The sequence below is a fragment of the Salinimonas iocasae genome (assembly GCF_006228385.1).
In the GTDB taxonomy this organism is placed as follows: domain Bacteria; phylum Pseudomonadota; class Gammaproteobacteria; order Enterobacterales; family Alteromonadaceae; genus Alteromonas; species Alteromonas iocasae.
In genome coordinates, this window is record NZ_CP039852.1 from 3,268,914 (window position 1) to 3,289,648 (window position 20,735).

General features: G+C 47.8%; 14 protein-coding genes. 5 read left to right on the forward strand and 9 right to left on the reverse strand.

What is annotated here, in order from left to right; translation table 11 throughout:
• Positions 1–82 precede the first annotated feature (82 nt).
• A complete protein-coding gene (locus tag FBQ74_RS14565; RefSeq protein ID WP_139757351.1) occupies positions 83–1,306 on the forward strand; it encodes a GGDEF domain-containing protein in 1,224 nt (407 codons plus the stop codon).
• On the opposite strand, the gene FBQ74_RS14570 is transcribed toward FBQ74_RS14565, so the two are convergent.
• The 7 genes from FBQ74_RS14570 to nudF form a co-directional block, all read right to left on the reverse strand.
• Complete coding sequence (locus tag FBQ74_RS14570) at positions 1,279–2,763, reverse strand: GAF domain-containing protein (RefSeq protein WP_139757352.1); 1,485 nt, start codon at positions 2,761–2,763, stop codon at positions 1,279–1,281. The two genes, FBQ74_RS14565 and FBQ74_RS14570, sit on opposite strands and share 28 nt — an antisense overlap.
• A gap of 18 nt (positions 2,764–2,781) precedes the next feature.
• Positions 2,782–7,311, reverse strand: coding sequence for an EAL domain-containing protein (locus FBQ74_RS14575; protein ID WP_139757353.1), 4,530 nt, complete (start codon positions 7,309–7,311; stop codon positions 2,782–2,784).
• Positions 7,312–7,394: 83 nt separating this feature from the next.
• The gene (gene parE / locus FBQ74_RS14580; protein ID WP_139757354.1) at positions 7,395–9,287 is read right to left on the reverse strand and encodes a DNA topoisomerase IV subunit B; all 1,893 of its coding nucleotides are present in this window, start codon (positions 9,285–9,287) and stop codon (positions 7,395–7,397) included.
• A gap of 155 nt (positions 9,288–9,442) precedes the next feature.
• Complete coding sequence (locus FBQ74_RS14585) at positions 9,443–10,027, reverse strand: YqiA/YcfP family alpha/beta fold hydrolase (RefSeq protein WP_139757355.1); 585 nt, start codon at positions 10,025–10,027, stop codon at positions 9,443–9,445.
• Positions 10,024–10,800: a metallophosphoesterase family protein gene (locus FBQ74_RS14590; protein WP_168190678.1), complete on the reverse strand. Its 777-nt coding sequence runs from the start codon at positions 10,798–10,800 to the stop codon at positions 10,024–10,026. The genes FBQ74_RS14585 and FBQ74_RS14590 overlap by 4 nt, the downstream gene beginning before the upstream one ends.
• Entirely contained in the window at positions 10,761–11,156 is a 396-nt protein-coding gene (locus tag FBQ74_RS14595) for a DUF1249 domain-containing protein (protein WP_139757987.1), read from the reverse strand. Before FBQ74_RS14595 ends, FBQ74_RS14590 begins: the two co-directional genes overlap by 40 nt.
• Before the next feature lie 47 nt (positions 11,157–11,203).
• On the reverse strand, positions 11,204–11,830 hold the full coding sequence (gene nudF / locus FBQ74_RS14600; protein ID WP_139757357.1) for an ADP-ribose diphosphatase: 627 nt from the start codon (positions 11,828–11,830) through the stop codon (positions 11,204–11,206).
• A gap of 268 nt (positions 11,831–12,098) precedes the next feature.
• On the opposite strand from nudF, the gene tolC reads away from it, so the two are divergent.
• A complete protein-coding gene (gene tolC / locus FBQ74_RS14605; RefSeq protein ID WP_139757358.1) occupies positions 12,099–13,472 on the forward strand; it encodes an outer membrane channel protein TolC in 1,374 nt (457 codons plus the stop codon).
• Positions 13,473–13,541: 69 nt separating this feature from the next.
• Here tolC and FBQ74_RS18985 read toward each other — a convergent pair whose 3' ends face one another.
• The gene (locus FBQ74_RS18985) at positions 13,542–13,700 is read right to left on the reverse strand and encodes a hypothetical protein (RefSeq protein ID WP_168190679.1); all 159 of its coding nucleotides are present in this window, start codon (positions 13,698–13,700) and stop codon (positions 13,542–13,544) included.
• Positions 13,701–13,807: 107 nt separating this feature from the next.
• Between FBQ74_RS18985 and FBQ74_RS14610 the strand changes: the two genes are divergently transcribed.
• Together FBQ74_RS14610 and FBQ74_RS14615 are read left to right on the forward strand one after the other, a co-directional pair.
• The gene (locus tag FBQ74_RS14610; protein WP_139757359.1) at positions 13,808–14,629 is read left to right on the forward strand and encodes an ion transporter; all 822 of its coding nucleotides are present in this window, start codon (positions 13,808–13,810) and stop codon (positions 14,627–14,629) included.
• A 271-nt stretch (positions 14,630–14,900) separates the two neighbouring features.
• On the forward strand, positions 14,901–15,944 hold the full coding sequence (locus FBQ74_RS14615; protein ID WP_139757360.1) for an AI-2E family transporter: 1,044 nt from the start codon (positions 14,901–14,903) through the stop codon (positions 15,942–15,944).
• Between the two features lie 69 nt (positions 15,945–16,013).
• Here FBQ74_RS14615 and prsT read toward each other — a convergent pair whose 3' ends face one another.
• Positions 16,014–18,779, reverse strand: coding sequence for an XrtA/PEP-CTERM system TPR-repeat protein PrsT (gene prsT, locus FBQ74_RS14620; protein ID WP_139757361.1), 2,766 nt, complete (start codon positions 18,777–18,779; stop codon positions 16,014–16,016).
• A gap of 221 nt (positions 18,780–19,000) precedes the next feature.
• On the opposite strand from prsT, the gene FBQ74_RS14625 reads away from it, so the two are divergent.
• The gene (locus FBQ74_RS14625) at positions 19,001–20,698 is read left to right on the forward strand and encodes a DEAD/DEAH box helicase (RefSeq protein WP_139757362.1); all 1,698 of its coding nucleotides are present in this window, start codon (positions 19,001–19,003) and stop codon (positions 20,696–20,698) included.
• The last annotated feature ends 37 nt before the right edge of the window (positions 20,699–20,735 follow it).

Consider the following 20,735-nt stretch of genomic DNA (forward strand, 5'->3'; position numbering starts at 1 on the left):
GACCAATATTAATGCAGTTTATGGGCCTAATCCGCCCCCTATCGGCCCTGTATAGTTAGAGATCACCGACAAAGGAATTGTCTTGCTCGATACTTTTACACTTGTAGTCTGCACTACAATAATCAACGCGATGATGATTGTGACGCTCGTCGCGCTTTATCGCACGAGTCCGTCTGAAAAGTCTATTCTGGACTGGCTAGGCGGAATTTGCTGCTTTTTTGTTACCAATATTGCTGGCCTGACGCTCTCGGCAAACCTGTTAAATCACTGGCTTACGCCAGCAGTGGCTAATACCTTGTTTGTTGCAGGCAATGCCATGATATTCAGTGGTATTTACCGATATCTCCACGGTCAGCACAAATGGCCTCTGGTCTGCTCAGTTGCCGCTATTACGTTTCTGGTACACCTCTTTCCCTTTATGCATGAAAACATCGAAAGCCGGATATTGGTTACCTATCCGCTTATCATAGCAATTTGCTTATCGGCCGTTGTGATCTTATGTCGTCGTCAATGGCAGACCCGATTATTCGGGCTACTTCCTCTGACCATTGTGATGGGTGCTTTCACCGCTCAATTGGCCTTGCGCTTTTTCGCGCTGGTATTGGAAAACGTTGGTATTAACGTGTTCAGCCATAGCCTGATTATCAATACAGGGACGTTGGGAGTGATGCTTTACGTTATGGCATTAGCCATGAGTGTAGCCTACCTGGTGAACTGGGTTCGGGAACAAAGCCTGAAAAAAATCTCCCGTACAGACACACTCACCGGTTGGTTAAACCGGCGTGATTTTACCTACCGTATGCCACAGCTGTTTTCAACAACCCGTCATCATCGCCAGCCTTTTGCCTGCATTGTTATGGATATCGATATGTTCAAACAGGTGAATGACACATATGGTCATACGGTGGGTGACGAGGTGTTAATCCATGTCAGCCACCAGATGCGCTGTGTCACCCGTGATTGTGAGTATCATTACCGGCTGGGTGGCGAGGAGTTTGTTCTGCTGCTTCCCGACTGCGATGAAAAGCAGGCAATGACAGTCGCGGAGCGTGTGAGAAAAGCCGTTGAATCATCGCCCTACCTTCACGAAGATAACACGCTTGACTGTTCAATCAGCCTTGGCGTAGCGGTTATTACGGCAAACGGTGAAGGCGAATGGGAGAGCTTACTTAAAGCGGCTGACAACGCGATGTATAAAGCCAAAGCATCTGGCAGAAATACCATCAGGCTCGATGTCCTCAGCCGTCCGCGACAACATGCAGCGAACGGCAGCTCCTATCAGGCTAGCAAGAACTTATCAGCCTGACGCAGGATAACAGCACGTACCTTTTTGGCCAGAAGCTGGTTCTCCTTGGTCCATTCCCGACTTGCCTCACCGCGCACCTCTGTCCATTTTTTAAACGAAGAGCGCGGGCTGAGCATACCGGCAGAGTCGGTTTCCTGAACAGACTTATCCGGGTTGCCTGCCCACTCGGTGTATTGCGCTTCAGGTAAGCGAAATGCATAGCACCGTAATGTCTGGGTTTCAAAGTTAGGTTTTATTGCCAGGATCCCTCTGATAGCATCTTCGCTATACTCCTCACCGTAATGTTTAAGCACATTTTGCGTCTGAAAAATATAATCTGACAAATCGTTCTGTACTTTACGGTCCAGCTTATTCAATAAACTGGTATCAATTTCGCGCCCTGCCTGATACCAGGTATCATTTAAATACAAAGCGGTGGAAGAGGCATCCAGTTCTTTAAGCAGTGTGTCAGCAAGGTACTGACAACTGTCTTCACTGGATTTTTCCTCCAGCTTTTGCACCATATCATCCACCTGCTTTTCAATGTCACTTAGCAGTGCCAGGCGTTGCCGCGAACGAAATGTATTGAACACGGTACAAAAATGACGCACCAGTTTTTCAGCAGTATTGCGAGTCAGTAGATCCAGGAATAGCGGCTCGGGATGGTGGCAGGCAACGATGCCCCATAGCTTACCTGAGATAATCAAAGGAATTGAAAATGACGCACCAACATCCATATTTCTCAGGTACTGAATATGCACAGTCGAAACGCTGCGTAAGTCCGACCAGGTCAAATCCGGAATATCTTCCTGCTGCGACACAATATCAATTGGGGACTCATCCACGTTCGGAATAATGCGGGAGGGATTCTGAAAGTACATTCTGCGCGCGATAGCCGGAATATCTGATGCAGGAAATTTTAATCCCATGTAGCCGTTATCATCGTCGGAAGTGGCCTCTGAGACCACTTCGCCAACCCAGTCACTATCGAAGCGATAAAGCATCAGGCGGTGAAACGGCAAAATGCTGTGCAGCGTTTTAAGCAACTGGTTGTAATAATCTTCAGCCTGCCAGCTTCCCGGCGCATCGGGGTAAAGCTCAGACTCCAGTGCCTGATAAGAAGGCAGGTTCTCAGGGGGATTGTCTCTTTCTAGCTCAACCAGTATTGCACCTTCTGAGCGAATAAGACGGATGTGCAAAGCACTATTAGCGACTGTATGATGATAGTGCAGGCTCCGTTCACCCGGCTGGTTATCCAGCGCCGAAAGCATCGACTCATCTAACCAGTCCAGACTATCAATAGATTCACCCAGCAGTGATTGCGCGTCCTGTGTAATAAACTCGCTGATATTATTACTTACATGAGTTATCGTCTGGCTTTCCTCATCAAAGATGATAAGTGCGCCGAAAGCCTGAATACGTCCTGACAGATGAAGCTTTTCTTTTTCGCAATTCGCTAGTAACTCTTCAACATCCATCCGGTGCTCCTCTTTAATTTATTCGGCAAGTGCGTTGCTGGGACGCGACGTTAACATGTCAGTTAACTGATTACTGCCTTTTGGCTTATAAAGATAATAACCCTGTACAATTTCACACGATTCTTCTTTAAGTACCGCCAGCTGCGCTTCCGTTTCTACGCCTTCGGCTACAACCTGCAGCCCCATCGCGCTGGCCATGCGAATAATTGCCAGCGCCACTGCACGATCGTCGTCATTTTCAGCAATACCATTGATAAAGCTTTTATCAATCTTAACTTCCTGAATAGGTAACTGGCGCAGCTGTGATAACGAAGAGTGACCAACACCAAAATCATCGACACTCAACGTGATACCCAGCTCGACCAGCTTATTGAGCTCTGATACCAGAATATCCAGTCGCTCGGCCAGAGCGCTTTCGGTAATTTCGAACTTCAGCGTGTCAGGCTTGATGCTGTATTTGTCCATCAGCTTCTTTAACTGTTTAACAAAAGAAGAGTCTTTAAGCTGTTTGACCGATACATTAACGGCGACTTTCGGTATAGAGACATTCTCTTTGCGCCACTGGCTCATTTGTTTGAAGACCAGCTCTATAGCGTGGATACCGACTTCTTCAATCAGACGGCCTTTTTCAGCCACCTCAATAAAGCGCAGTGCAGAGGTGTCCTTCAAGGCATCGCTATCACAGCGCAATAGTGCCTCAATTCCCACAATAGCACCTGACGCCACCTCAACCTGAGGCTGAAAATCTATTGAGAACAAATCGTCTCGCAGTGCATCGCGCAGGGCTTTTTCTATATCTAGCTTATCGTCTGCTTCTTTTTTCATTTCTTCAGTGAAGAACTGATACTGGTTACGCCCCTGCTCTTTAGCACGGTACATGGCAGTATCGGCATTTTTCAACAATGTGAAGTTTTCCTCGCCGTCTTCCGGGAAGACAGCAATGCCAATGCTGCTGGATGCAAAGAGGGTGTGTTCGTTAATTTCAAACGGTGCGTTGATGATATTGATAATACGGTTAGCTACCTCATCAATTTCATCCACGGATTCTGCCTGCAGAATCGCAACAAATTCATCACCGCCCATTCTCGCCAGCATATCGGTATCCCTGACACACTTTTGCAAGCGGCGCGTGACCTGCTTAAGCAGCAAATCACCAATGTTGTGGCCCAGACTGTCGTTAATCTTTTTAAAGTCATCTAAGTCGAAAAACAGCACCGCGCACAATTGCTCCTGACGCCGCGCGTTACCTAACATCAGCTCAAGGCGCTCCATCAGCACATTGCGGTTTGGTAGTCGTGTGAGCTCATCATGCGTCGCTAAGAACTCAATCTTACGCTGCACATTCTTTATTTCGTTTACATCGCTGTATGTCAGTACGTAATTAAGATGTTTGCCATCCGCGTCTTTCACCACGTTGATCGTCAGCCACAGACCGATTTTATTTCCCTGGCTATTGATGTTGTTAATCTCACCCTGCCAGTAGCTCTGCTCATCAAGGACTGTGCGGATCCCTTCAAAAAACGACTCAGAATGCTCGTCTGATGCCAGGTCTCGGGGCGTTTTACCTATCAGATATTGCAGGTCAAAGCCTGTCAGCTCTGTGAACGCCTCGTTGGAGGTAATAATTTTTTTCGATTCGTCGGTGACCAGAATTGCTTCACCGGTGCGGTCGAACAGCTTACCGGCCAGCTTCAACTGCTCGTTAGCATGTCTTGCGCGGGTAATATCATTTGCCTGCGTACAGATGGATTTAACCGTACCGTCGCTGTCAAAAATCGGGAAGCGAACCGCATCCAGCACGCAGCGCCCCTGCTCATTTTCAAACTCATCCACCGAGCGGACCGGTGATAGTGAGCGCATGGTATCCAGATCTTTTTCCCGCAAGCTGCGCGCGGTTTCTTTTTCAAAGATGTGGTTGTCTGTTTTGCCAATAACATCTTCGGCGCTTAAATTGAAAATCTCTTCAAACCGGGCATTCACAAACTCATAGCGCCCTGAGCTGTCTTTTAGCGCAATCACTGATAGTGAGTTGTTCATGATAGACAGTAGCTGGTCCTGATTTTTCTCAACATCCTCATGGGCTTTTACCAGTTCAGAGTTGTCGATAATTACCAGAATCGCGCCGGTGACCTTGTTTTTGGCATTCATCAGCGGCGTTATAAACAGGTTCAGTGTTTCACGCTCGCTGGGTTTGATGATGATATTCAGCTTGCCACCACTTTTCATGGTGGACTTCAGCCTGCTATCAATATCAATAAAGTATTCGGGCAGGTTCAGCTGCGAAATTGGCTTTTTGTGCGTGCCGCTATTGAGATGGTATTTACGATCAGCCGCATCATTGGTGCGACTCAGACGCAGATCTTCATCAAAGATAAACAGTGGGAAGTCCAGTGTGTCATACACACTTTCCAGCTCGCTATTAATAGAAGATAGCTCGGCAGACTTGCGCATGCTTTCTTCATTAACACTGATCAGCTCTTCGTTGGTAGCCTGCAACTCCTCGTTCGTTGCCTCAAGCTCCTCGTTATTCGCCTGCAGCTCTTCGTTGGCCGCCTGCACTTCTTCATTGAGCGCCTGCATCTCTTCTGCAGATGCCGCCATCTCTTCAGTCAGTGTCTGAAGCTGTTCGCGTGCAGCGATAAGCTCGGCAACATCGGCATTTTCAGTATCGTAATTGCCATCGTTGGTAACGATAGAATCTTCATCCGCCTGACGAAAATTAACGATATACAGATCAGAGTCTTCTTTTTCCAGCGGGATCACGGCAAGTCGCCAGTGCTCCTGATTTTTCTTTTCAACCTGACGCGGGCGGCTGATAGCGGTGTCCTCGTCACGCTTCACTTTGTTAAAAGCAGACAATAACTCTGCTGAGAACTCTGAAACAATCAACTTCGATAGATTCAGATCCGGAGAGCCCGACGGGAAATTAACAAATGGTTGTAAGTCGCCACGGGAATGCAAAATGGTAAATCGCGAATTAATCAAAATACTGGGGCCGAACTCCCGCACCAATGTCTCATTGAACAGGCGTTCATAGCTATTTGATGTAGATTCCTTCACCCGGGTTGGGGTTACTACGCCCTTCAGCATTCTGGGCACTGCCGGACGTTTAGAGCCTTCGCTGACTTTAAAAATACGGCTGCGTCTGTCTACCGCTACAAAGTATTCTTCTTTCAGGCCTATGGATTCTGACTTACCCAAAAACAGAATCCCGGCGTCCACCAGTGAATAACGAAACAGGGACAATACACGCTGCTGTAACTCGGTATTGAAGTAGATCATGACGTTTCTGAACGAAATCATGTCCAGATGTAAGAACGGCGGATCGCGGGTAATATCCTGGCGCGAAAAAGTAATAACATCCCGCAGATTTTTCTTCGGCTGATAAGCATCATCTTCAAAGCGAAAATACTTTTCCACCAATTCAGATTCCACACTGCTCACTGAGTGTGAGGAATAGCTGCCTTTGCGCGCGATGGTCAGTGCGTTTTCGTCAATGTCTGTACCGAAGACCTGTAAATTGACATTTTTATCCTGCTTATTTATCTCTTCAAGAAACAGAATAGCAATAGAATACGCTTCCTCACCCGTGGCACAACCTGCCACCCAGACGCGGATGTTTTCACCACGCTTTTTGCCCTCTACGGTATCGGCAATATAGCGCTGCACAGAGCTGAAGGCATCTTTGTCACGAAAGAAGTTTGTTACCGATATCAGTAGTTCTTTTGACAGCGCCTGCACTTCTTCAGGATCTTGTTTAAGCTGCTTCAGGTAAGCCTTCAGGTTATCTTTCTCGGTGGCGATAAGACGGCGGTTAACCCGACGCAGCAGCGTAGACTGCTTATAAAAGCTGAAGTCGATTTTTGTAGTATCACGTACTACATCGTACATCTCGTTCATTAGCTTATTGCGGGCTTCCTCAGAATTCGGAAAGAAGCTTTCAACAATATTGCTGGTAAAGGAGGCAATCTCCTGCCCCATATCTTCAGGCGTAAGTACACGATCCACATCTACAGCTTTGAGCGATGCGGTCGGCATGCCGTCATACTTTGCTGTTTCAGGACTTTGCACAATGGCGAAGCCACCTGCACTTTTGATATTTCTCAGGCCACGGGAACCATCACTGCCGGTGCCCGACAATACAATCCCGATACTGTGATCGCCAAGCTCTTCAGCCAGTGATTCAAACAGAATGTTAACCGAAGGCTTAGGCGTCACATCTTCCGGCTTTTGCTCTAATTTCAGGTGCCCCTGACGCAAAACGATGTGATGTCCCGGCGGGCCCACATAAATGGTATTTTTCTTAACTTTGACGTCGTTGGTAATTTCTTCAACGTCAAAGGAGGTCTCTCTTGCCAGAATATCCGACATCTGACTTTTATGACTGGGCGATAAATGCTGGGCGATGACCAGGCTGGCGTTTACATCTTTCGGCAGATTAGAAACAAGACTGATCAGCGCTTCGATGCCACCAGCTGACGAACCAACGCCAACAATGAAGGGGCTATCTGCTGTATTACTTGTCTCAGATGACTCTTTTTTTGCCATTATAATTAATTCCGGTTACTCGCCTTTCGTTGCCTGAAGCAGACAACATAATTTACGCACATAATCTGTGCGTCTCAGTTTTGTCAGATGACTTCGGCTTTATTACCCTTACTTTCCAGCCAGCTACGACGATCGCCACTACGCTTCTTAGCCAGTAGCATATCCATCAGCTCAAGCATATCAGTAGCATCTTCTACGGTTAGCTGCACCAGTCGGCGGGTGTTGGGGTCCATCGTGGTTTCACGCAATTGCATCGGGTTCATTTCACCCAATCCTTTAAAGCGCTGAACGTTTACCTTACCACGTTTTTTCTCTGCTTCGATACGATCAAGGATCCCCTGCTTTTCTGCCTCATCGAGTGCATAAAACACTTCCTTGCCAACATCAATTCTAAACAGCGGTGGCATCGCCACATACACATGCCCGTAATCCACCAGCACCTTAAAATGTTTTACAAAAAGCGCACAGAGTAGTGTCGCAATGTGCAATCCGTCAGAGTCGGCATCGGCCAGAATACATATCTTTCCGTAACGAAGTCCGTCCAGATTTTCTGCGCCCGGGTCGATACCCAGCGCCACAGAAATATCATGAATTTCCTGCGATCCCAGCACCTGCGAAGAATCCACCTCCCAGCTGTTAAGAATTTTACCCCGCAGCGGCATAATAGCCTGAAACTCACGATCCCGGGCTTGCTTGGCAGAGCCCCCCGCAGAGTCACCTTCCACCAGGAACAGCTCAGAATAGTTGATATCTTGCGACGAGCAGTCGGTCAGTTTACCCGGCAGTGCCGGGCCCTGTGTAACTTTTTTACGCGCCACTTTCTTATTCTGCCGCATTCTGCGCTGGGCATTGCTGATACACATTTCTGCCAGCGCTTCAGCCACATCGGTGTGCTGATTAAGCCATAAACTGAAAGCATCTTTAACTACGCCAGAGACAAACGCAGACGCCTGACGCGACGATAAGCGCTCTTTAGTTTGACCCGCGAACTGTGGATCCTGCATTTTTGTGGACAGAATATACGCACAACGATCCCAGATATCATCCGGTGTAAGTTTCACACCCCGCGGCAACAGATTCCGGAATTCGCAAAACTCACGCATAGACTCCAGTAAGCCTTGTCGCAGCCCGTTAACATGCGTTCCGCCCTGGGCGGTAGGAATCAGGTTTACATAACTTTCCGTCACCAGCTCGCCGCCATCAGGCAACCACATTACAGCCCAGTCAGCGGCTTCGGTATTTCCGCTATATGCCTCTACAAAAGGCGCATCGGCCGGAATCGTTTCGTATTGTTCTACCGATTGGTGCAGGTAGTCCTGCAAGCCATCCTCAAAGTACCATTCATAGGTTTCTTTGGTGACTTTATTGTCAAACTTAATGCGAAGACCCGGGCAGAGCACCGCTTTTGCGCGCAAATTATGAATAAGCCGTGACGCCGAGAATTTAGCGGAATCGAAATACTGCGGATCAGGCCAGAAGTGAACGCGAGTGCCGGTATTGCGCTTTCCGCAAGAATCTACCACCCGCAGGTCTTCGACTTTATCACCATTGGCAAAATCAATCTGATAGACATTGGCATCACGGCGGATTGTGACCTCGACCTTGGTCGATAAGGCGTTCACCACAGAAATACCAACGCCATGCAAACCGCCGGAGAAGGCGTAGTTTTTATTTGAAAACTTGCCGCCGGCATGTAGCTTGGACATGATGAGCTCGACGCCGGAAATTTTTTCTTCCGGGTGGATATCCACCGGCATGCCGCGCCCGTCATCAGTCACTTCCAGAGACTGATCTTCATGTAGGATAACTTTTATATTCGACGCATGACCTGCCAGCGCCTCGTCCACACTGTTATCAATGACCTCCTGTCCCAGATGATTGGGTCTGGCAGTATCGGTATACATGCCAGGGCGGCGCTGAACCGGTTCCAGGCCGTTGAGAACTTCAATTGCTTCAGAGTTATATTGATTTGCCATAGTTATCGTTTTTATTCTTGGTTAATGCCAAAGATTCCGGCAGGTGTCGACAGTGCAATCGTGCCACATCATATCGATGTTATCACACGTTGGTACGATATTAGCTATTCCGATGGTATCAATAGTGTCAAGGCCGGGCAATTGCCCCTCGTGCTTTACCCAACGCTGAGAAAGCTGGCAATGGCTGGCAGATGATTGGGATAGTTGATAAAACTATGATCGCCACCCTGCTCGATGACCAGCGTGCCTGCTTTGTATTTAGCCTGAGCCTGGCGATAATCCAGTGTTTCATCACCGGTTTGCAACATAACATGATAGGCGTCAGGCGTACTGAGCACCTCTGTATCAAGGGCTTTCAGCACATCCATATCCTCAGCAACAAGCTCAAACACCTCATTGGTATAAGGGTTTACGTGCTCACCCAGATAATCAATAAGCAGCTCATAAGGTTTAACCGCCGGATTGATCAAGACCGCTTTGCCGCCAAACCGTTCCACCAGATACGTGGCCAGATAACCGCCCATTGAGCTACCTATCACTTTCAAACCATCCTGAAGAAGCTCAGGGTGTGAATTTATATATCTTTCTAACTGACCAAATACCTTTGACGGGTAATTCGAAAGTGCCGGTGTGTGAACGACAACATCGGGGTGATGTTCGGCAAACCACTGTACGGTTGATTTTGCCTTGACAGATTGGGGCGAACTTAAAAAACCGTGCAGGTACAACACATTACTCATCTAATTCTCCTGATAAACGTTGAAAAGGTGCCATCCGGGGCCAAGTCTATCACCCGCAGGCCCGGCGCCGTACTTTCCACGCCGAATTCCGGGGTCATACGCCATTGCCAGCAGCTCGATGGGGCAGACAGCACAGCACGCCCATCAACCGCATGTTCGCGTACTGCGTGGATATGACCATAAATCATCGCTTCGATTTTTTCTTGCTGTCTGAACCAGCTAATGACCTCATCGGCATTTTCCAGTTCGTGCTTATCCATCCAGCTTCCTGTTGTAAATGGATGGTGGTGTAACGCCACAAGGTGAAAATGGTCCGGGTGCGCATCAACTTCACCGCTGATGCTATTCAATTGTTGTGTTTCCACCCGTCCACGGGTACCGGAAAACGTAGAGTCGATGCCGTGGATATGCCACTGCCCTAGCTGCCAGGCGCTTCCGGCCGTTAATGTGGCTCGTTTCAGCATAGGGTTGAAATAAGGATTTACATCATGATTGCCCGGTATCACTTTGAAAGGGATGGACGGGCAGTAATCATTTAGCAGTCTTGTGAAGTGCGTATAACTGTTCGCACTGTCATCGCCGCTGATATCGCCGGTAATCAAAAGCGCATCTGGCGCTAATGCCTGGCTTAACTGTAAACACTGCTGTAATGAACTGTACGGATTAATATCACCATATGCCGTGCGTGTGGTGTCGGACAATAAATGGCAATCTGTTATTTGTATCAGCCGCATCAGGCTTCGCTGGTAACCCTGGGATGGTGTTTCAGGCAAAATTGTAACCATTCAGCCAGGAAAATATTCACCATTTGTTTTTCGTTACGCTGACGCATTTTGGTGTTGGGGTAATCATAAGAAGCGGCAAAGGCGCCGGTATTCTGGCTACTGATAACCTCGGCCACTCTGGCGTCGTGGTATAATCTGACAGTCATCGCCGGCTTAAGATACGCCGGCGTAAACGCATTAACCTGTTCAACATTTAGTGTTGTTGTATAGCGGGCTGTCTCGGTAATAGTAATGCGATAACTCAGGGCATTTTTTACGGTAAACTCATACGTCATGTCCGCAGTGTCACAGTCGGGCAACACCCGTAAAAACTGGGCGTAATTTAATTCGCAGACCGCCTGCATGCTGGGCAGGTTCGGAACATATTTACGGGTAACCCTGTTTGAATTTTTCACTGTTTTTGCCAACTTTCGAGTAATTCCTGCTTATTCATAAAAAACCATTGTAGCGCAATAATGGACGCAGCATTGTCAATATGGCCATTTTTAAGCCATTCAAGTGCATCACTTTCAGCAACCCGATGCACGCAAATATCCTCCGATTCACTGTCCAGACCATGCACCCCATGTGCTGTGGTTGCGTCTGTTCGGGCAACAAAAATATCGATTCGTTCCGTTGTTCCGCCCGGGCTGGCCAGATAGGAGGTGGCCCGGGTGAGGTTCTTCAAATCAATGCCCGCTTCTTCCTGTGCTTCGCGGTGACACACTGTTTCAGGCGTTTCGCCTTCATCAATGATGCCCGCGACAATTTCGATAAGCCATGGCTTATTACTGGTCTCTACCGCACCTATCCTGAATTGTTCTATTAAAACAAATTCGCCGGTAGCGGGATCATAGGGCAACACCGCTACTGCGTGACCACGTTCAAACACTTCACGGCGAATCGGTCCGCTCCATCCGCCGTTAAACAGCTTATGGGTGAAGGTATATTCTGTTGTTTTGAAAAAACCCTGATACAGTGGCTTTTTATCGGAAACTTTCACGTCACTTGAGTTAAATCTATGTATTTTATTGTTCACTTACATTCACCTTCGCATGTAAAAAAGATAAGATAGCCACAAAATAAGATTCGTAGTTGAACTACGAACACGCGGGCAGCGCACATGGGTGGCATCTTGCATACCGGCAGCTTCATACTTTGTTGAAACGCACGACGACGTATTACATTCTGTTACAGTTAAATACGCTTCGTTACGACATTGGACTACCGGATTGCATTTGATTTTCATACACTTGACAACCTAAAGCAGTCTGAAAGACGCATAATTGATACAGGAAGGCGAATTAATGAAACGTACACTTCTGTCGCTAGTAATTAGCCTCGGTGTGACCAGCTCTGCACTGGCAGACGACTTATATGATGTATATCAGCAAGCGCTGAACAATGACCCGGTCGTTAACAGAGCAAAGGCCCAACGAGACGCTGCCTTTGAAGGAATTCCTATTAGCCGTGCCAATCTGTTACCACAGATATCCGGCTCGGTGAGCTACCAACAGTCCAGCCGTGAAAACACACAGTTTGCCGGTGATCAGGAAAATGTCACGCTGATTATTGTTGACGCTGACTCAGATACAACCCAATACGGTCTGAGCATGGACATGTCTTTGTATGACCATGCCAATTGGGTGGGTCTGAACCGCGCGGAAAAAACCGCCGAGCAAAGTGACGCCCAATTAGCTGTTGCCATGCAAGAGCTGATTGTTCGCACCGTAAATTCTTATTTTGCCGTGCTGCGTGCCAAAGACAACCTAGAGTTTGTACGTGCCGAGAAGCGCGCTATCGAGCGTCAGCTGGAACAGACTAAGCAGCGATTTGAAGTGGGCTTGACCGCAATTACCGATGTGCATGAGGCGCAGGCAAACTTTGACAATACTGTGGCACAGGAAATACAGGCGCAGAACCAGGTGGAACTGGCGCTGGAAGAGCTTCGCGTTATCACCGGTAAATACCATGACCGTCTGTACCCGCTGGATACCGATTCGTTTTCAGCTACCATGCCGTCTCCCTCTAAACCTGAGGAGTGGCTGGAAATAGCAGAAGACAAAAACTTATCTCTGTTGGTTGACCGACTGGCACTGGATATTGCAAAAGATGATATCAGTCAGGCACGGGCGGGCCATTACCCTACCCTCGGTTTATCTGCACAGGCCAACCGCACTAAAAATGATATTTCCGGCGACCGACTCAATATTGAAACGCCGTATCTGGATGATTACAGTGTGGGTGTAAATCTGAACGTCCCCATTTTCCAGGGGCTTCGGGTAAGCAGTCAGACTGACCAGGCGAAATATTTATATGTTGCTGCCAGTCAGGACGTGGAACAGACATATCGCCAGACAGTACAGTCGGTACGCAGCTCGTTTAACGATATCAATGCCGCGATTTCAACAATTCGCGCGTTGGAGCAGGCTGTAGTTTCTGCACAAAGTGCGTTAAAAGCCACAGAGGCAGGTTTTGATGTGGGTACGCGCACCATTGTTGATGTATTGGACAGCACCCGTAACCTGTTTAATGCCCGTAGTAACCTTGCCGGTGCAAGGTACGATTTTATTCAGGCTGTGGTTACCCTCAAGCAGGCTGCAGGTACGCTGACGCAGGAAGACGTACAAATGATTAATAAGGGCCTACGCCCGCCAGAGCCAGAGAGCTCAGGTAATTAATCAGTGAGTGATCAAAAAAGGGGCCATGAGGCCCCTTTTTTAGCTGTTCGTACTCATAACCCGGCGCGACTATGACGCCAGCTTACGATTGACATTTTCCAGTAACCCCGACAAAGCTTTGATTTTACTTTTAAACTCCACCACAGACTCAGGCTCTGGTGTAAATTTATCGAGTTCTTTGGAAAATTGGTTTAATTTGCGCTGTAACGTTATAAGATCGCTATCCATGTGAATCCTGGTTTCCCTACCGGTATGCGTGTTATTAATAGTGTAGCAATTATCAGCAATTTGCAATAATCACGTAGCCAATTGTGTTCCATCTATAAGTAAATTACATGCAAGCTGCTCAGTTACAAAGAAAATTTGAGTCCATTCGGGCCAATAAAATTTTTGAAACCTTCGTTATTACCGTCATTATTGCTTCCGCCTTACTGGTGGGAGCGAAAACCTATGACATGCCCAGTGGATTTGCGTCACTGACGCTAATCCTTGACTGGTTTATCAGTATTTTTTTCTTAACAGAAATTACCATTCGATTCTTAGGTGAACCCCGGAAGCGGGACTTTTTCAAAAGCTTCTGGAACTGGTTTGATACGCTGATCGTTGTCGTCTCACTTATCCCTGCTGATAGTACTGACCTGGCCATTGTCGGGCGACTGGTACGAGTCTTTCGTGTGCTGCGGATGATTTCTATCATACCGGAGCTTCGCATACTGCTTGTGTCTCTGGTAAAAGCGCTGCCACAGCTGGGCTACGTTATGCTATTGATGTTCATTATCTTCTACATCTACGCGGCTATAGGCAGCACATTATTTGAGGATATTAATCCAACCCTGTGGGGTGACATCACGATTTCAATGCTGACCCTGTTCCGGGTCATGACATTCGAGGATTGGACAGATGTCATGTACGAAACCATGGAAGTCTATTCATTAAGCTGGTTTTACTACCTTACGTTTATCTTCTTCACCGCCTTCGCATTTTTAAACATGGTGATTGGCATCGTGGTGAACGTGATGGAGCGGGAAAATGCAAAAGTGCGCGCCGAGGAAGAAAAAGACAGCGGCGAGCCTACGATGCAGGATGTTATGAATGAGCTTAGCGCGCTTAAAGCGGTAGTTAATCAACAGCAAAATCAGAAGAGCAATAACAGTTAACGTCGTTGCCTGAAGGTATTCAGTTGTCTCCGCCTACCGTCAGGCAAGTCTTTTGGGGCTTGCCTTGTACCCTGCTATCACTCTTGTCTGACATGTGTTTCTGATATGAAAGTGGCTGTTAGTCCAACAAGGGGCCGAATTTAAAACTAAAAGCTTTGATACTGAAAATGATGTGTGAATACACCCAGCCCGAAGCACCTATAATGCATTTAAAACAGATCATAGCGCCTGCCAATACCGTAATCTTATACTTTCGCCTTCAAGGAATATTATGAATACCAGGCAACTGGCGAAGAGAACGTTTATTCAGGCCAGTATCACCGCACTGGTTGTGCTTCTCACCTGGTGGGTAGTTATCAGTGGTAAAATTTTTCTTACCGTATTCGGGGCCATATTACTGGCCATTTTGTTTCGACGCTCAGCAAGCTGGCTTGAGGCGAAAACATCGATTTCACACAAGATTTGGCTACCATTAACCATTGTTGTGCCTGTACTGCTGTTTGCTCTGTTTTTTTGGTATACCGCGCCGCAGATAAATACGCAGGCCACGCAGTTAATGGAACGCCTGCCCCAGGCAATTAGCCATATGCAGGAGCAATTTTATCAATTGCGCTGGGCGGGAAAAATTGATGATGAAATAGAAAGCCTGCGTGATTACGATCCACAAATAGGCACCATCATTAATGCGGCTTCCAACTTTTTTTCAACGACCGCAAACGGGATTGGCAGTATGATTTTCGCCATTTTCCTGGGTTTGTTTATTCTGGTTAATCCTTCTACTTATGTGAACGGCACCGTGCTGCTCGTTCCACCGGCGCATCGTCAGCGCGCCCGGGAAATTCTGGATGCGTGCGCTGTAGCGCTGTCAGGCTGGCTGGTTGCTAAAATTACCTCAATGATTGTCGTCGGCGTGTTAACCACAATAGGGCTATGGGCGCTAGGTATCGAGCTTGCGTTAATACTCGGCATTATTGCCGCGCTTCTCTCTTTCATCCCGAATCTGGGGCCGATTATTGCGTTCATTCCTGCTGCAATGGTCAGTATGATCACCGGTCTGGACGCACTGATTTACGTCACCGTGCTGTATGTTGCTATTCAGGCAGTTGAAAGCTATATCATAACGCCGGTGCTGCAGGCAGAGATTGCCGACTTGCCACCCGCACTCACGCTCATTGCGCAGGTTTGTCTTGCCGCCCTTGTGGGTATGACAGGGATTTTACTGGCAGCGCCGTTGGTGGTCACACTTATGGTAATTATCAGAATGTGGTATGTCGAAGGTGTGCTGGGCACGTCACAGGATAAAAGCAGCTTGTAGTTTGAAGTCTCATCGAAACCCAAAAGGCGCCTGTCGGCGCCTTTTTTATATCTGTACCAGCGTTTGTAATTACAACTGAGACTGGAGTGACTGCGCACGCTGCTGTGCTTCACCGCTAAACTCGCGGGCACTCAGACGGCGCTCTGCCAGTTGCTTTTTATTGTTCTTCACCAGTACTTCAACATAATTAAGATAAACCATGTCGTTCCGGATCTTTTCGACATCAACATTATCGTAAAGCTTCAGAGCTGGTTCATACCGTTCACGTTTGAGAAGGATCTGCGCGAAGGTATCAACGGCATCCGCACTTCTGGGCTGCAGGTCGACAGCCCGACGCGCCAGAGGCTGAGCTTTACCTAGCTCACCATCTTCCATATGCAGATAAGCCAGATTGTTCAATACAACAAAGTTATCCGGTAGCTTTTCAAGAACCTGCGAGTAAATCTCTTTGGCCTGCTGACGATCTGTGCCAATCAGGCGCTCAGCATAAAGCATAGTGGCGCGGATATCATCCGGATGCGCTTGATAATGTTCCTGCAAAAAGGCGAATGTCTCCTCTTTTTTGCCGGCACTTTCCAGACTGGCTACAACTAATAAGGTATTTTTAGGATTAGCGGTATCATTATAAGCTGCTTTAGCATCTTCAATTGCCGCTTCCTCATTGCCTTCCAGAAGATTAATGCGAGCGGTAATGCCGCGCACAAATGGAACCTCAAGCACCTGTTCAGGCACATTCTCTAATACCTTACGCGCCTCTCCCGGCTTTTTCTGTACAGCAAGGAAATAAGCTTTTAAGACACGTACCTGCGTGTCCGGTCGCTTTTCAAGAAAACTGTTTATGGTGGATAGTGCATCAGCATGATTATTCTGTGCATCATCTAATAACAACTTACCCAACACCGCGCCTTTGTCTGCCGGGTATAGCGAAACCCACTTTTTGTAGTGGTCCTGCGCCTTTTTCACCGCACCTGAGCGCAACAGTGCCTGGCCTTCCATCTGCCAGTAACCTTTAGGTGCATTTTTGTTGGCTTTAAACGTGGCCAGCGTGTCCAGCACGTCGTCGTAGTTTTGATCGGCGAACTGCAAACGTGCCAGTGCCAGGCGTAATGCCTCATCATCTTTATTTTTCGATAATGTTTCTTCAATACGCGTTTTAATCTGTGCTTTGTCTCCACCACGCTGACTGACGGATGCGTACAAGAGCCCTAATGCTTTGGTGTCAGTTGCATCCTGTTTGAGCACGCTTTCAAGTAGCTTTTCTGCATCCTGATATTTTTCACTGATGATATACAGTTTTGCCTGCGCCAGCTGAACCTGACGATTATCGGGCCCAAGCTCACTGGCTTTGTTCATAATGGAGGTGGCTTCGTCGATATTTTTTTCTTTAAGCGCCAGCTCGGCGAGATAAATGTAAGGCGCCGGATCGTCTGGGTTATTCTCGATCCACTTATTGGCCATTTCGCGGGCTTTTTCGCTTTGCCCGGTATTTACGTATGCTGCCAGTAAGGTTTTTTGTGTAGCAACATTATCCGGTGCCTGCTCTGCTGCACTTTGCAGATTTACCAGGCCCTCAACATCGTTTACAGATAATTGAAGTACACCAAGACGTGCCAAATCTTCGGCTTCCTGACTCAGCTCACTACTTTTATCAATCATCTTTTGCGCATCGACCATGTTACCTTCGCGCAATAACTGAAATCCGGCTTTAGAAAACAGCGCTGCATCTGTTTCGTTCTCGCCGTCCACCCGCGACAAAATCATGGTCGCTTCTTCGTTATCGCCCTGACGTAGCAGGCTATCGGCCAGCATTCTCAGCGCCGGATGATTGTCCGGCAAATTCGAAGCAATCATCGACAAATGTTGACTGGTAGCAGAATAATCTTCCAGCTTATACGCTGCGTAACCGGCAATTAAGCGGGCTGCCGGACCCGCCTGACCTGATTGTATGGCTTTTTCCAGATGAATAAGCGCCGCTTCATAATTCTCTTTGGCCGATTCGATTATCCCCTGATACTGGTTCAGCAATCCATTATTGGGATACTGCTTAAGCATTTTGCTGACATAAGGGCTGGCTTCGCCGACCTGGCGCGTCTCAATCAGCAGGCTTACCAGCGCAAACTTTTTACTTAAGTCGTTTGGATTAGCATCCACATAGGCTTTGTAGTTATCAATTGCAGCCTGCAGATCTCCGGTCAGCGCGCTCAGCTTTGCTAACTGAAGCAGGACGTCATTATTGTCAGGCGATTTTTCTGCCGCCGCTTTTGTCTTTTCCAGTGCGGCAGCATAATCTTTTTGCATAATATCCGGGTAAGCCAGGCTCAGTGACTGGTACACCGAATCGGTCTGCATCTGACTGACTTCTTCAATCAGCGTTTGTGCTTCCTGTTGCTTATCCAGTTGCACCAACGCCTGCAATTTGTAAAACGCAACTTCAGCAGCTTCGCTCTCGCTCATGCCTTCATGGCGGATTTCCATATCAACCAGCGCATTTTCAGCACCGGTCTGCTGGTAAGCTTTGGACAGTAGCGGAATAATCTCGGATGCCGAATAGCCCAGCTCCAGCGCTCGGTTCAGCTCTTTCTCGGCGGCTTCCATTTGACCGGTAGCCATGTAAAGCCGGCCCAGCTCAAAGCGCGCCTCGCCAGATTTCGGGTCGGCTTTAATGGCATTTTTATATTCGATAATAGCCGCTTCTATATCCTGCTGTTGGGTATAACCACGCGCAGCTTCCAGATGTTCGTCCATGGATTTTTCGCCGCAACCGCCCAAAGCCAGAGAAACGGATAGCGCTACGCAAAGCGGCGCAAATTTTTTACTCACTGTAGTTAATTTCATCCTATACACCTGTATTCACTGTCGTTTTAGTTGTGTAACTGATTGAGTTTATCGTCTGATGAAGATATTGCCAGAGAAGATTAATAATCCAATATTGATCCTCTTTCGTAACGGCCACGGTTTTACATGGTATCTGACACGCAGATGCCCTATAATAATGGTTTTGCAATAACACCAGCGCAATTTTGTCGCTGAGTCTGCCTTACCCATCAGGATCGTGAATGACCACTACTGTCGATTTGACATTTAAAGACCTCAACTTACCACAACCTATCTTACAAGCCCTTGAGAAAGTCGGCTACGAAAAGCCATCGCCGATTCAAGCTGAAAGTATACCGTTGCTATTGGAAGGCCACGATCTGTTGGGGCAGGCACAAACAGGGACGGGAAAAACGGCGGCGTTTGCGCTGCCTATGCTGGCAAATATTGATGCCGATGCCAGACATCCGCAATTATTAGTACTTGCGCCTACTCGCGAGTTGGCCATCCAGGTAGCTGAAGCCTTTCAGGTATATGCCAGCTTTTCACAAAAGATTAAAGTACTGCCTGTATACGGTGGTCAGTCTTATGATAACCAGATTCGCCAGCTTAAACGTGGCGTGCAGGTTGTTGTGGGCACACCGGGTCGTATCATCGACCACATCAAACGCAAAACGCTGAATCTGGGTGAGCTGAAGTACCTGGTGCTTGATGAAGCTGACGAAATGCTGCGCATGGGCTTTATCGATGATGTTGAAACTATTTTGTCCAATGCACCAGAAGAGCGTCAGACTGCGCTGTTCTCGGCCACCATGCCAGGACCAATCAAAAAGATTACCCAGCGTTATCTGAAAGATCCCAAGCACGTAAAAATTGAGTCGAAAGTTTCTACCGCCTCTACCATACGTCAGCGTTATTGTCAGGTGGCTGGTCATCATAAGCTTGAAGCCCTGACCAGAATCATGGAAGTCGAGCCGTTTGATGGCATGATCATCTTTGTTCGTACCAAAACCGCTACGGTTGAACTGGCCGAGAAGCTGTCTGCCCGGGGTTACGATGTTGAGCCACTTAACGGCGATATCCCTCAAAACGCCCGTGAGCGTACAGTTGATAAGCTTAAGAAAGGTGATATCGATATTCTGGTAGCGACCGATGTTGTGGCTCGTGGTCTGGATGTTGAGCGTGTCAGTCACGTGGTCAACTTTGACGTTCCTTACGACACAGAGTCTTACGTTCACCGTATTGGTCGTACTGGCCGTGCCGGACGTGCCGGTGATGCGATTCTGTTTATTTCTCATCGTGAAAAGCGGATGCTGTTTGCTATTGAGAAAACAACGCGTCAGCCCATCGAGGTAATGCCGATTCCTTCAATCAACGAATTGAACGAAACCCGCTTATCGAAGTTCAAGCAATCTGTTGCAGAAGCCTGCACCGATGACAGCATTGAATCTCTCATGCCTATCGTTGAGTCGCTGAAGCAAGAAACAGAAGCTGATCCTGAAACGCTGCTGGCTGCGCTGGTCAAGCTTGCTCAGGGTAACGAGCCGTTATTGCTAAAAGAGTCAGATCGCCCTGACCTGCACAGCAAACCACCTCGTCAGGACAGAAACAGCCGCGATCGTGGTAATGATCGTGAGCGCAAAAAGCCCCGCGGTAAAAGTAAGCCAGAAGCTGGCATGCAGCGTTACCGTATCGAAGTAGGCCATACCCATGGTGCTAAGCCGGGCAATATTGTTGGTGCCATTGCTAATGAGGCCAACCTGAAGAGTAAAAATATTGGTGCTATCGAAATTTATGACAATTTCAGCACGGTGGATTTACCTGACGGTATGCCAGAACAAACCCGCGATATATTGCGTAAGACCCGTGTTGCCGGTCAGCGCTTAAACCTTCGCGAGTGGAGCGATACACCGCCTAAACGCCGTGGCCCAAAGCGCTAAGGTATAACAACTTAACTGGATATAATTAAACGTAATA

Bases quoted from the DNA above. Each gene is read 5' to 3' on its own strand.
- tolC (WP_139757358.1), top strand. From the start codon at position 12,099: ATGAAACGTACACTTCTGTCGCTAGTAATTAGCCTCGGTGTGACCAGC.
- FBQ74_RS14615 (WP_139757360.1), top strand. From the start codon at position 14,901: ATGAATACCAGGCAACTGGCGAAGAGAACGTTTATTCAGGCCAGTATC.
- prsT (WP_139757361.1), bottom strand. From the start codon at position 18,779: ATGAAATTAACTACAGTGAGTAAAAAATTTGCGCCGCTTTGCGTAGCG.
- FBQ74_RS14595 (WP_139757987.1), bottom strand. From the start codon at position 11,156: ATGCAGGCGGTCTGCGAATTAAATTACGCCCAGTTTTTACGGGTGTTG.
- parE (WP_139757354.1), bottom strand. From the start codon at position 9,287: ATGGCAAATCAATATAACTCTGAAGCAATTGAAGTTCTCAACGGCCTG.
- FBQ74_RS18985 (WP_168190679.1), bottom strand. From the start codon at position 13,700: ATGGATAGCGATCTTATAACGTTACAGCGCAAATTAAACCAATTTTCC.
- FBQ74_RS14570 (WP_139757352.1), bottom strand. From the start codon at position 2,763: ATGGATGTTGAAGAGTTACTAGCGAATTGCGAAAAAGAAAAGCTTCAT.
- FBQ74_RS14585 (WP_139757355.1), bottom strand. From the start codon at position 10,027: ATGAGTAATGTGTTGTACCTGCACGGTTTTTTAAGTTCGCCCCAATCT.
- FBQ74_RS14575 (WP_139757353.1), bottom strand. From the start codon at position 7,311: ATGGCAAAAAAAGAGTCATCTGAGACAAGTAATACAGCAGATAGCCCC.
- FBQ74_RS14625 (WP_139757362.1), top strand. From the start codon at position 19,001: ATGACCACTACTGTCGATTTGACATTTAAAGACCTCAACTTACCACAA.
- FBQ74_RS14610 (WP_139757359.1), top strand. From the start codon at position 13,808: ATGCAAGCTGCTCAGTTACAAAGAAAATTTGAGTCCATTCGGGCCAAT.